The 12,248-nt window shown below is 67.8% G+C and carries 10 protein-coding genes and 2 pseudogenes; 7 read left to right on the top strand and 5 right to left on the bottom strand.

Features of this window, described 5'->3' with window-relative positions; translation table 11 throughout:
* Nucleotides 1–96: 96 nt before the first annotated feature.
* Nucleotides 97–909, top strand: a pseudogene (locus ACFXN1_RS48930) (IS110 family transposase); the annotation flags it as partial.
* 312 nt (nucleotides 910–1,221) lie between these two features.
* Here the strand turns inward: ACFXN1_RS48930 and ACFXN1_RS48925 are convergent.
* The gene (locus ACFXN1_RS48925; protein WP_379401473.1) at nucleotides 1,222–2,625 is read right to left on the bottom strand and encodes an amino acid permease; all 1,404 of its coding nucleotides are present in this window, start codon (nucleotides 2,623–2,625) and stop codon (nucleotides 1,222–1,224) included.
* 164 nt (nucleotides 2,626–2,789) lie between these two features.
* Entirely contained in the window at nucleotides 2,790–3,203 is a 414-nt protein-coding gene (locus ACFXN1_RS48920) for a pyridoxamine 5'-phosphate oxidase family protein (RefSeq protein ID WP_379445470.1), read from the bottom strand.
* Between the two features lie 409 nt (nucleotides 3,204–3,612).
* Between ACFXN1_RS48920 and ACFXN1_RS48915 the strand changes: the two genes are divergently transcribed.
* Nucleotides 3,613–4,380 carry a hypothetical protein gene (locus tag ACFXN1_RS48915; RefSeq protein ID WP_379445472.1) on the top strand — a complete coding sequence of 256 codons (768 nt, stop codon included), beginning with the start codon at nucleotides 3,613–3,615 and terminating at the stop codon, nucleotides 4,378–4,380.
* A gap of 2 nt (nucleotides 4,381–4,382) precedes the next feature.
* Here the strand turns inward: ACFXN1_RS48915 and ACFXN1_RS48910 are convergent, their stop codons facing one another.
* The gene (locus ACFXN1_RS48910; RefSeq protein WP_379445473.1) at nucleotides 4,383–5,732 is read right to left on the bottom strand and encodes a hypothetical protein; all 1,350 of its coding nucleotides are present in this window, start codon (nucleotides 5,730–5,732) and stop codon (nucleotides 4,383–4,385) included.
* A 141-nt stretch (nucleotides 5,733–5,873) separates the two neighbouring features.
* A complete protein-coding gene (locus tag ACFXN1_RS48905) occupies nucleotides 5,874–6,428 on the bottom strand; it encodes a hypothetical protein (protein ID WP_379464051.1) in 555 nt (184 codons plus the stop codon).
* Nucleotides 6,429–6,582: 154 nt separating this feature from the next.
* On the opposite strand from ACFXN1_RS48905, the gene ACFXN1_RS48900 reads away from it, so the two are divergent.
* The 5 genes and pseudogenes from ACFXN1_RS48900 to ACFXN1_RS48880 all read left to right on the top strand — a co-directional run bounded on the left by ACFXN1_RS48900 (nucleotide 6,583) and on the right by ACFXN1_RS48880 (nucleotide 11,754).
* Nucleotides 6,583–7,299, top strand: coding sequence for a type 1 glutamine amidotransferase domain-containing protein (locus ACFXN1_RS48900; RefSeq protein WP_379445476.1), 717 nt, complete (start codon nucleotides 6,583–6,585; stop codon nucleotides 7,297–7,299).
* Nucleotides 7,300–7,516: 217 nt separating this feature from the next.
* Nucleotides 7,517–8,434 carry an acetoacetate decarboxylase family protein gene (locus tag ACFXN1_RS48895; RefSeq protein WP_379445478.1) on the top strand — a complete coding sequence of 306 codons (918 nt, stop codon included), beginning with the start codon at nucleotides 7,517–7,519 and terminating at the stop codon, nucleotides 8,432–8,434.
* A 51-nt stretch (nucleotides 8,435–8,485) separates the two neighbouring features.
* Nucleotides 8,486–8,893 (top strand): annotated as a pseudogene (locus ACFXN1_RS48890) (alpha/beta hydrolase fold domain-containing protein); the annotation flags it as partial.
* 13 nt (nucleotides 8,894–8,906) lie between these two features.
* Nucleotides 8,907–10,505, top strand: coding sequence for a succinic semialdehyde dehydrogenase (locus ACFXN1_RS48885; RefSeq protein ID WP_379445479.1), 1,599 nt, complete (start codon nucleotides 8,907–8,909; stop codon nucleotides 10,503–10,505).
* A gap of 256 nt (nucleotides 10,506–10,761) precedes the next feature.
* The gene (locus ACFXN1_RS48880) at nucleotides 10,762–11,754 is read left to right on the top strand and encodes an NAD(P)H-quinone oxidoreductase (protein WP_379445481.1); all 993 of its coding nucleotides are present in this window, start codon (nucleotides 10,762–10,764) and stop codon (nucleotides 11,752–11,754) included.
* A 54-nt stretch (nucleotides 11,755–11,808) separates the two neighbouring features.
* Here ACFXN1_RS48880 and ACFXN1_RS48875 read toward each other — a convergent pair.
* A partial coding sequence (locus ACFXN1_RS48875; protein ID WP_379464049.1) for a TetR-like C-terminal domain-containing protein occupies nucleotides 11,809–12,248 on the bottom strand: 440 nt, incomplete at its 5' end.

Genomic DNA, 12,248 nt, shown 5'->3' with positions numbered 1-12,248 from the left:
CGGACACGGCGCTGGACCTGAACTTCCCGCCCTGTTACCTCGACTTCGCCGACACAGCTTGACAACGACTCCAGCAGCCAAACTTCCCGGCATTGGGTCAAGACCGACGCTCGTGATGCCCTGCATCTGGCGCGGTTGCTGCGTCTGGGTGAAATCGGGGCGGTGGCGGTACCCACCGCGGACCAGGAAGCGGCCCGCGATCTGGTCCGCGCCCGCGAGGACGCGCGCGGTGATCTGATGCGGGCCCGGCACCGATTGTCGAAACTGCTTCTGCGCCAAGGGATCGTGTATTCCGGTGGGTCGGCCTGGACCGGCGCCCATGATCTCTGGTTGCGAAGCCAGCACTTCGAGCGGCCCGCGTTGCAGGCGGCCTTCGACTCCGACTACGAAGCGATGACGCTGACCAAGGCCCGCCGCGACCGGCTCGATACCGCCATCACCGCCATGGCCACCGACAGCGACTACACCCCGATGGTCCACCGGTTGGGGTGTCTGCGCGGCATCTCGACCCTGACCGGGTTCGCCCTGGCGGTCGAGATCGGCGACTGGCAACGGTTCACCGGCAAAACCATCGGCGCCTATCTGGGCTTGGTCCCCACCGAATACTCCTCCGGCGCCACCCGATCCCAGGGCTCGATCACCAAGACCGGCAACAGCCACGCCCGCCGCCTGCTGGTCGAAGCCGCCTGGCACCATCGCAAGACCTACCGAGCCCCCACCGCCACCATGGGCGCGCGCTGGGCGCTGGCCCCCGCCGCGGCCCGCGCCCGCGGGCACGCCGGCAACCACCGCCTGCACCACCGGTGGGAACAGTTCACCGCCCATCACAAACGCCCCGTGATCGCCAACGTCGCCATCGCCCGCGAACTCGCCGGCTGGTGCTGGTCACTGGCAATTCTCGACGGCTGAATACCTGGCCCCCAGACCGCGACCGAGCGGGGAAACTCCGGGTCGGCGTGCGGGACGACCCGCGCTACAGCTATGGGCAGCAACACCTTTCGCGTCGCGACGCCCGACCTCTAGACCAGCGGCACCGTCCCCATCGAAGAGTCGTCCTGCGGTAACCAACCCGCGCATATCAGTCTGACCACGCCGTCGCCAACTCACGACACGACCACGGACAGACCCCCGCTCGACCGCACACGAAAGCGGTCCCGGCAACCGCCGTTACCGGGACCGCTTTCACCTGCCACTTGACAGAACCCGCCTACATATCAGCTGTTAAACAGCGCTCGCCGAGTGCTTGCGGGAAAGCAGGGGGTAGCCGGCGCAGACCAGGACGCCCCAGACCAGGCCGACCACGAGGGCGCTGCGGCCGTCCTCGGTGAAGAACAGCAGGACGACGACCAGGGCCAGGAAAGCCAGGGCGAGCACCGTGGTGACGGGTGCGCCCGGCAGGCGGTAGTCGCTGCCCGGCAGCACGCCCTGCTTGACGCGGAGGCGGTAGAGCAGGTGGCAGACCAGGATCACGCCCCACACGAAGATGATGCCCATGGTGGACACCGAGGTGATGTAGCCGAAGGCCTTGTCGGGCGAGAAGTAGTTCACCGCCACGCCGATCACCATGACCGCCGCCGAGACCGCGATTCCGGCCGCGGGCACCGATCGGCCGCTCAGCGAGCCCAGGGCGGCCGGGGCCTCCGCGCGCTGTGACAGGCTGCGCAGCATGCGGCCGGTGGAGTAGATGCCGGAGTTGCAGGACGACAGCGCCGCGGTCAGCAGCACGAAATTGATGATGCCGGCCGCGCCCGGGATACCGATCTGCTCGAAGACCTCCACGAACGGGCTGCGGCCCGCGTGGAAGGTGCGCCAGCTCGACACCGACATGATGACCACGAGCGCGCCGACATAGAACAGGCCGATGCGCAGCGGCAGGCTGTTGATCGCCTTGCGCAGCGTGCGCTTGGGGTCACGCGCCTCACCCGCGGTGACGCCCACCAGTTCCACACCGACGTAGGCGAATACCACGATCTGCAGGGCCAGCAGCGCCTGCCCGAAACCGTTGGGGAACACGCCGCCGTCGTTCCACAGGTTGGTGACGGTCGGGTTGGTGGCGTGGCCGAAGTGGAAGATCAGCACGCCGACGCCGATCACGATCATGGCCACGATGGCGGTCACCTTGATGGCGGAGAACCAGAATTCGCCCTCGCCGAACAGCCGCACCGACACCAGGTTGGCGATGAACATGATGCCCAGCACCACCAGCGCGGTCACCCACTGCGGGATGTCGAACCAGTACTGCACGTACTTGCCGGCCACGGTGATCTCTGCCATGCAGGTGGCCACCCAGACCGCCCAGTAGGTCCAGCCGGTGGCGAAACCCGCGAAGCGGCCCAGGAACTCATTGGCGTATTCGGCGAAGCTGCCGGCGACGGGCCGGTAGGTGAGCAGTTCGCCCAGGGCCCGCATGATCACGAAGATGGCCAGGCCGGCGGCCAGATAGCAGAGGATGAGCGCCGGGCCGGCCTTCTGGATCGCGCCGCCCGCGCCGTAGAACAGGCCGGTGCCGATCGCGCCGCCGATGGCGATCATCTGAATGGTGCGCGGCGACAGGCCGCGGGAATACCCCTCGTCGTCCGTGCGTGCGGTACCGATGTCCGGTAGCTGCCTTTCCGAGGCTGTCAAATGCGGTTCCTCTCGCGTGCGTGCGGCCGGAACCCGCCGTTCGTGATCGGGAGCCACCGGCCGCGCCGAGCCTGCCGGCGGTTTGCCGGGCTCGGTCCAACGGCGTGTCACGCTACCGGAGTGGTATGTGCGGGGTCACAGTCACCGTCGCACGTGGCGTGCGGTCAGCTGCCCTCGTCGATCAGCTCGAGGCCGGTGACGACCTCGGCCTCGATGCGGATGACGTGGTCCATCGGCAGGTTGATCCAGGGGTCGAGCAGCGTCTCGTAGCGCTGCACCTGCTCGGGATCCATCACCACCCGCGCGACCCCGGTGACGATCACGCTCCAGCCCTGCCGGGTGTGCTCGTCGAACGAGTCGGCCTCGTACGCCACCACCTGGCCGTCACCCCGCAGCAGGCTGGCGCCCAGCTGCGCCCGCACCACCACCACATCCTCTTCGACGATGTGATTGACCGGCCGGATGATCGGAAGTCCACGGCGCGAGTACACAATTCGCCCGAATTGCGCGCCGGCCAGCCGTTTCAGTGACTCGGCAGCCGAGAGCTCGCGTAGCTTTCGTACCCCAACGCCACCCATTCCTTCAATTGTGGTCGATCGCTTGCGATTACGCCAATTGCCTTGCCGCATCTCATAGTTCACTCCCAGCATCGCCGCTGACCCGGCACCGCGCCAGCGAACCGGCGGCACCGTGCCGGCGCGGCGGCGGCATCGCCCTCGCCGGTGCACATGTCGATGCGGACTCGCTGCTCGCAGAGCGGCAGCACGGACACCAGTTCTTGGTTTGATGGATCGGAGTCTCGGATCACCGGTGGAAAGTCGAGCTGAGGGAGGTATTCGTGACCTCGCCCGTGCGGCAGTCGCCCATCGACCCATCGCGCGTTCCGTGAAATCCCGACCAGCGGCGGCTCGGCGAGCATCCGCGGCGCGCGCCCGGGCCGCTATCCGCTGGTTACGCGCCACACCTGTCGGCCGGACCACATGGCTCGTGGCCGAAACCCTCGTCGAGATCGAGCTCGTCGATCGAGCACTGGCGTTGGCAGCGCAGATCTTCACCTCGGTGCTTCCGGTGATCATCGCCGCGTCGGCGTTCAGCGGCTGGCAACCGACCACCGACACCATTCGGGATCAGTTCGGCTTCGACCCCGCCGTCTTGCACGCCGGGGATGCGGCCACGTCATCGGATCGGTCACTGACCGCGTTCGGTGTGGTCGGGCTGCTGATGATCATCCTCAGTGGCACCTCGTTCGCTCGGGCGCTCGGCCGTGTCTACGGGGCGGTGTGGCGGGTGCCGTCGATGGGGCCGCGGGATGCCTGGCGGTGGTTGACCGCGCTGCTCGCGGTGGCGTTGTCGACCGCGCTCGTCGAGCAGACCCGTGATCTGACCCGGATTCGGGTCGCGGGGCAGCCGCTCGCGCTGCTCGGTGAGGTCGCGGTGTGGACCCTGGTGTGGGCGTTCGCGCCGTTCCTGCTCACCAAGGGCGTGCTGACCGGGCGGGTGCTCTGGACGACCGGCGTCCTGACGGCGATCGGGCTGACCGCGGTGCACGTGGTCGCTCGCATCGTGCTGCCACGGATAACGGCGCAAGCCCAGCAGCACTTCGGGCCGTGGGGGCTCGCTTTCACCTCTGTCAGTTGGCTTTTCGTGATGTCGGTGGTGATCGTGGGTGCGGCAGCGATCGTCAAGGCCGTCGCATCGGACGACACAGCTGTCGGGCATTATCTGCGGCACCGGGCCCCGGCGACCGGCGCGTGAGATCAGCGGTGAGCTCGGTCGCGTCGGACGGGCCGCGGTCCGGCCACCAGTTCCACGGCGAGCAGAGCGGCGATGGTGACGAGCACCGTCCCGATGACGACCAGCCCCGTCGGATATCGCCAGAAGACGAGGACGATCACCGCGACGGCGACGATGCCGCCCAGGAGCGGGCCGCGAAACCGGCCCACGGCGGATTCGATCGCCTGTGGATCTCGGTCGTCTCGCCGTGACCGCACCGCGGCGAGGACCCGGTTGTAGCCTTCTCGCACCGCGACCGCGGATCTCGAGGGCCCGCTGAGGAACCCGGCGAGTGCGATGACCACGGCGGCCGTGAACACAGCGCGCACGGTGGTCCGCAATGGCACGAGAAAGGCATCGATCACCGTCGCGGCCGCTTGCGGGGTCATCACTTCGGCGGGCACCGCGTGCAGGTACGCCGATCGTGCGATGCCGATGGCTACCGCCAGTGCCGCCATGGCCAGCGCCAGCGCCACCCCCACCCAGGAAAACGCTTGCCGGCGGGCGCCTTTCGGCGCGACCCAGACGGCGCAGGCCGCCAGGAGCACGGTGAGCCACGGCGCCACCCGGTCGACCCGGTCCAGGAACGACACCCACCACTGCGCCTTGACCAGTTCCGGCGAACGGAACAGCACAAAGGACCGATCGATGGCCGGCACCTGCTCGACGAAGGTGAAACCTTCTTCGGTCAGCACGGTCCGCACCCTGTCGATGATCGGACCGAGCGACACGCTCACGGTGCCGTCCTCGCTCATCCCCACTGCCGCATGGGCGCGGCCGGTGAGGACAGCGGCAACGCCCGTGTGCGCCTGCCGGTTCGCCTGAATCCACAGGGTCTCGAACTCATCCGAGCCGAGGACGGACGTCACCGTGTCCCGCACGAAGTCTCGCGCTTGCTTGCCGACCAGCGGGGCGACCCCGACAAACGCGGCGGGCACCCGCGGGTTGCTCTCGGTGATCGCCGCCAGCGCCTGGGCTGTGATGGCCTCGACATCGACACGATCCATGATCGCGTCGGTGATCCGGTCGGCCAGCTCGCTCTGCAGTGCCGGATCGGCCCCCAGCGGCGTGACGATCCGGACGTAGCGGTCGGTGTCGAGCACTTCGCCGTGGGCGAATCGCGCGAGAACCGAGCCGATTGCCAGGACGGCGACGAGGGCCAGCAGCACGACCGTGGCCATCCAGCGCAGTGCGCCGCGGTGTTCGCCCCCGGCCCGCGCACCGGCCGGATCGCCGGTGCCGGGCGCATCACGATGCGCCGCGAGTTCCCGCAACCGCGTGAGCTCCTCGCGCTCGCTCTCGCCCGGTGGGCGATCGGATTCAGCGGCCTCCATGAGAATTTCCGCCTCGGTCCTGCGCTGGTCGATCCCGCACTCGATGGCATCGGCGATGTCGTGCCCTCCCGCGATGGTAGCGATCGCCGCGGCATCACGTCAGCGCATATGGTTGATCAGATATCCGATCCATCTCCTGGTTCACGGAATTGATATAACTGGCATTCGCCGCATCTGCTGTGCGAATTTCCCGAGTTCGGGAAGTAACATGCGTACCCAGTCGCACGGGGCAATCACAGCGTCGATGGTTTCGTCGGAGCCGTCCCTGAACAATGGTCCGTACAGTTTCCTGATCAGCGTATGCCGACCGGATACATGGACCGCGGTGCGGAGGGAGCTTCGCACGTCCGATACCGCCCATCGCTGCCTATTCCACTCGGGCACAGGGACTTTCACGCAACCGGTCAGCCAGTTCGCTTCGGACAACAGCACTGCTTCGGCCCGGCCTCGCTGCAGGATCACGAACGCCTCCGTCCCCGCGCACGCCTCTGCGAACACCTCACGCCAGGAAGCGCGGAGTATCGCCGTATACCACCGGCAGACACCGAGGGCGAACCGCAGATCGAAGGAGTCACCGGTCCGCGCAATGCCGTATCTGCCGGTGATCTGGCGCAGGCGGTACTGCACCGTGTTGCGATGGACCAGCAACCGCCGAACTGCCATGTAAGCGCTGCCAACACCATTGACGGCGGGCAACGTTGCCGCTAATGTTAGCGGTGAATACATTACGTGGCGGCACTCGTCGCCTCGGCGGTGCGTGTCGAGTTGATCGATGCTTTCCCGATCTCGTTCCAACCCGGCCGCCGGTGCCCTAATCCGTCTACAGAACAACGCATCAGGAGGAACGAGCGTGACGAAGGTCCTGTTCGTTATCACGGCCGCTGACCGGTGGACATTGAACGACGGAACGCCACATCCGTCGGGGTACTGGGCGGAGGAGGTGGCAGTTCCGCACCGGACCTTCAGCGAGGCCGGATGGGACATCACCGTCGCGACGCCGGGCGGCAAGGCTCCGACGCTCGATCGGCTCAGCATCGGAATCGCCGGTGGGATGCCATGGAAGCGCCGCGAAGTGGAGCGCTACCTCGACAGCATCGCGGATGTCCTGGCCACACCGGAGCCCCTCGATGCCGTCGATGCGGACGCCTTCGACCTGGTGTTCTACCCGGGCGGACACGGGCCGATGGAGGATCTCGCCTACGACAAGACCTCGGGTGCGCTGTTGAGCCATCGGCTGACATCCGGTCGCCCGCTCGCGCTGCTGTGCCATGCCCCGGCGGCCATCCTGGCCGCGACCGCGCCGGACGGAACATCGCCCTTCGCCGGCCGCCGGATGACCGGGTTGTCCAACCGGGAGGAGTTGCTCAACCGGTTCGCCCGGAAGGCCCCGTGGCTGCTCGAGGACAAGCTCGAGGAGTTGGGCGTCGATTACTCCAAGGCGAGGCTGCCGCTGCGGCCGCATGTCGTGGTCGACGGGAATCTGTACACGGGCCAGAACCCGCAGTCTTCGGCCGATCTGGCACAGCGACTCGTCGCCGACATCGGTGCGACGCAGTCCTCGAGATGAGCTCATGACGGGACGATACCCGTTGCCCCCGAGGTGATTTCGGCCGTGGCATGCCGTTGAGGCGTGGCGCGTCCGAGAGTCGTCCCGGCATGGAACACGGGGCGACGATCGGCCGCACCGAGAACGGCCGGAATTCCCACACCCCAGTGTTGACACTGCTAACATTCGCGGTTAACGTCGGTCCGCCCACACACCAGCGAGCGAGAGAAGTACGCCGATGTCACCGACTCAACTCAGCACCGTCGAGGTCGATCTGGGTGGCCACCTGGTCACCGTGCCCGGAGGCGGTCTCTACGACCGGTTCCGGATGGACACCGACCTGGACGAAGTGGCGCGGGATCCCCGGGTGAGCAGTGTGGATTTCTTCCGGCAGCTACCCAAGGTCAAGGTCGACTCGCGGATCGGTGAGACCTTCACCCCGAACTTCTACTACCGCATGTCGAGTGCGCGGTTGACCATGCTGGCCCGGTCGCGCACGATCCGTTCCCGCCTGCCGGAGGAGCTGGCGCCGCTGGAGGTCGCGCCCGGGATCGGCCTGGTCTCGGTCGTGTTCTTCCGATACGACGTGTGCGACATCGACTTCTACACCGAAGCCGCCGTCGGGGTCGCCGTCCGGCCGGCCCGGCACGGCCGGCTCGGATTCGTCGATCTGCTCGCCGGACTCGACAACGATCACCTCGATTCCTATGTGCTGTCGCTGCCGGTGAACACCGATATCGCCCAGGTCCGCGGGCACGACGGCTACGGATTTCCCAAGTGGGTCACCGACATCGACGTCGACATCGATGCCACGCGCACCACGGCACGCGTCGCCGACGACAGCGGCAACACCGACCTGTCACTCTCGGTCGCCACGCCCGCGCAGACCGAATACCGCAGCGGAGAGCGTGTTTCGACGCTCACCTCGTACACATCGATCGCCGGTGCCTGGCATTCGACGCTCAGCCAGACCAACATGCTGTCGGCCGGCAGCGTGAGCATGCCCCGCAATGTCGACCTGACCTTGGGCCGCGGTCGGCTGTCCGAGGACCTGCGATCGCTCGCACCGATCAAGACCGTTCGACTCGATGTGATCACCGAAGGGCAACTCGCCCTGCACATGCCGGTCCCGACCTCGGTCCCGACCCGGCGCTGACTGTCCCGGAACGCGGTACATCCGGAACCCGAGAACACCAGACCAGAAGGAGAGCAGGTGCTGTTCTATCCGGTCACCGATGCGAACTTCGACACCGCGTCCTATCACCAGTTCGCCGAGCACTACTTCCTCGCCCGCGAGGGCATGAAGTGGTTCTGGGACCAGTACACCGAGAACGACGCCCAGCGTGACGAGATCCACGCGTCCCCGCTGCGCGCGTCGATCGAGCAGCTCCGCGGCCTCCCGCCGGCGTTGGTGATCACCGGCGAAGCCGATGTGCTGCGCGACGAGGGTGAGGCCTACGCGGCCAAACTCCGCGAGGCCGGGGTGCAGGTCACCCAGGTGCGGTTCGGCGGCATCGTCCACGACTTCGTGATGCTGAACGCGCTGCGCTCGACCCAGGCGGCGAACGCCGCGATCAAGCTGGCGCAGGACACGCTGCGCGCGGCATTGCACTGAATCCGGAGCCGCTATGACCATCGACCACGCCACCAGATCCACCCCGGCCCGCGCCTCGGACCTGCCCGCTGCCCTGACCCCGGCCCTGCTCGCGCGGCTCGCCGCACGCGTCGAGGCCGGACCGGACGCCGCGCACGTCACCACCACGGCCCCCTACACCGGTGACCCGCTCGCCACCCTGCCGGTCTCGACGCCCGCGGACGTCGAGGCCGCGTTCGCCCGCGCTCGCGGCGTCCAGCCGGCCTGGGCCGCCACACCCGTGCACGAGCGGAAGGCGATCCTGCTGCGTTTCCACGACCTGCTGCTCGAGCGGCAGCACGAGGTCCTGGACCTGATGCAGGCCGAGAACGGCAAGACCCGCCGCGATGCCTTCCTCGAGGTCACCGATATCGCGATCGCGTCCCGCTACTACGCGCGCAGCGCCCCGAAACTGCTTGCGCCCAAACGCCGCCGGGGCGCGATCCCGGTGCTGACCCACACCACGGAGCTGCGGCATCCCAAAGGTGTCGTCGCGGTCATCTCACCGTGGAACTACCCGCTGAGCATGGGCGCCGGCGACGCCATACCGGCGCTCATGGCCGGCAATGCCGTCGTGCAGAAGCCGGACACCCAGACCGCGCTCACCGCGCTGTGGGCGCTGGATCTGATGCACGAGGCCGGCCTGCCCCGTGGGGTATGGCAGATGATGGTCGGCCGGGGCAGTTCCATCGGCACACCGCTGATGGACAACGCCGACTACATGATGTTCACCGGGTCCACCGCCAGTGGCCGGGAGATCGCCCGCGACGCCGGGGAACGGCTGATCGGCGCCTCGCTCGAACTGGGCGGTAAGAATCCGATGATCGTCCTCGACGACGCCGATATCGACCGCGCCGCCGAAGGCGCTGTCTCCGCGTGCTTTTCGTCGACGGGACAGCTGTGCGTCTCCATCGAACGCATGTATGTCGCCGAAGCCGTCCACGATGAATTCGTCGCCGCCTTCGTCGGCCGGACCGAGCGGCTGAAGATCGGTGCCGCCTACGACTACAGCACCGATGTCGGGTGCCTGACCAACCGGTCCCAGCTCGACACGGTCACCGCCCATGTCGAGGACGCAGTCGCCAAGGGCGCGACCGTGCGTGCCGGCGGCCGGGCACGCCCCGATCTCGGGCCGCTCTTCTACGAACCGACCATCCTGACCGGTGTCACCCCGGACATGACGCTCTACGACCACGAGACCTTCGGCCCGGTCGTGTCGATCTACTCCTACCGGGACGTCGACGAGGCGATCGCGCTGGCCAATGCCACCGCCTACGGTCTCAATGCCAGTGTCTGGAGTGGTGACGGCGCGAAGGGCCGCGCGGTCGCGGCCCGCATCCACACCGGCACCGTCAATGTCAACGACGCCTATGCCGCCGCCTGGGGCAGTGTCGACGCGCCGATGGGCGGCATGGGCGATTCCGGACTCGGGCGCCGCCACGGCGCCGACGGCCTGCTGAAATACACGGAGCCGCAAACGGTTGCGCACCAGCGCCTCCTCGGTTTCACGGCGCCGGCCGGTGTCTCGGAGCGGGTCTGGGCAGCCACGCTGACCGTCGTGCTGAAGGTACTGAAAAGGGTTGGAGCCCACTGAATCTCCTGAAAAAGTGCTGGCCGAGGCGTCGATCGACGTCTCGGCCAGCACTTTTCGGACCTGGGGGCCGATCGTCTCGCCGCGCGGGCAGCGGCCAGGCCCTGGAGATCGTCCACTGGCGGCGCGGGCCCGCGCAGTGAGGGACAGGCCCCGGCGATGCGCACGGGGATCGTGATCCACGGCTCGAATGTTGACGGCGCTAATTTCGAGAGTAATGTAAGCGGTGTACACATTACGGTGACCGAAAGGGGATGACATGTTCGCGGTGACGCTCGACGGCTACGGCGGTCCGGAGGTCATGAAGTGGTCGCAGGTGGACGACCTACCGGCCCCCGGCCCGGGGGAAGTGACGGTGGACGTGGTGGCCGCGGGAGTGAACCGCGCCGACCTCATGCAGCGCTATGGCGTCTACCCGCCGCCGCCGGGGGCCAGCGACATCCTCGGCCTGGAGGTGTCCGGCATCGTCGCCGAGGTCGGCGCCGACGTGCAGGACTGGAAGCCGGGCGACGCGGTCTGCGCGCTGCTGTCCGGCGGTGGCTATGCCGAACGGGTCAACGTCCCCGCCACGCAGTTGCTGCCCGTGCCCGACGGAGTGAGTCTCACCGCGGCCGCCGCGCTCCCCGAGGCGGCCGCCACCGTGTGGTCGAACGTGGTGATGGCCGCCGGTCTTCGCGCCGGCCAGACGCTGCTGGTCCACGGCGGCGGCAGCGGCATCGGCACGCACGCGATCCAGGTGGGCCGGGCGCTGGGCGCCCGCGTGGCGGTGACCGCCGGTTCGCAGTTCAAGCTGGATCGCTGCCGGGAACTCGGCGCGAACACCCTGATCAACTACCGCGATCAGGATTTCGTCACCGTCGTGACCGAGGAGTACGGCGGCGCCGACGTGATCCTCGACATCATGGGCGCCGGGTACCTGCAACGCAATGTGGACGCCCTGGCCACCGACGGCGACCTCACGATCATCGGCCTCCAGGATGGGGCGGTCGCCGAGCTGAATCTCGGTGTGATGCTGGGCAAACGGGCCTCGGTGCACGTGACGAACCTGCGTCGCCGTCCCGAATACGGCCTCGGGTCCAAGGCCGAGATCATTTCCGACCTGCGCCGGCGGCTGTGGCCGCTGATTTCCGCGGGCGCCGTCGCGCCGGTCGTGTCCGCCGTAGTGCCCATCCACGATGTCTCCGAAGCGCACCCGCTGCTGGATTCCGCCGATACCGTGGGCAAGGTATTGCTGCAGGTTCGCAAGCCGTGAGGCGCCACTCCTCCACCGGCGAGCCCGGTCGCCTCGGCATACCGGCGGCCCGGATCAGGCGCCCGAGGGCTCGCTGGACGTGACCGTCGCGTCGAGCGCCGCGAAAACGGCACTCCGGACACGGCTTTCGACGGAATCGGCGTCGAACTTCCCGTGCAGGTACAGGAAGGCCAGGCCGTGGACCAACGCCCACAGCGCCGTCGCCAGGTCTTCCTCGCTGGCCGTGGGAAAGATCTGCCGCACAATCGATTTCACGTACTCGTGGATCGCGGTGGTCGCCGCCACCCGTTCCGGACTGGTGGGATCGCACGGCTCGGAGAACATCACCCGGAAAAGCCCGGGCCGCGTCAGGGCGAACCGCACATAGGCGCCCGCGATCTCGGCAAGGTCCGCGGCATTGGCCGGCGCGGCGGCCGCCGCGACCAGTTGCGCGGTCAGTTTGCGATAACCCACGGCGGCGACGGCGGAAAACAGGGAATCGCGATCGGCGAAGT

The sequence above is a fragment of the Nocardia sp. NPDC059154 genome, from assembly GCF_042755705.1.
Lineage (GTDB): Bacteria > Actinomycetota > Actinomycetes > Mycobacteriales > Mycobacteriaceae > Nocardia.
Note: the sequence above shows the minus strand (reverse complement) of the source record. Positions and strands in the feature narration are given on the sequence as shown.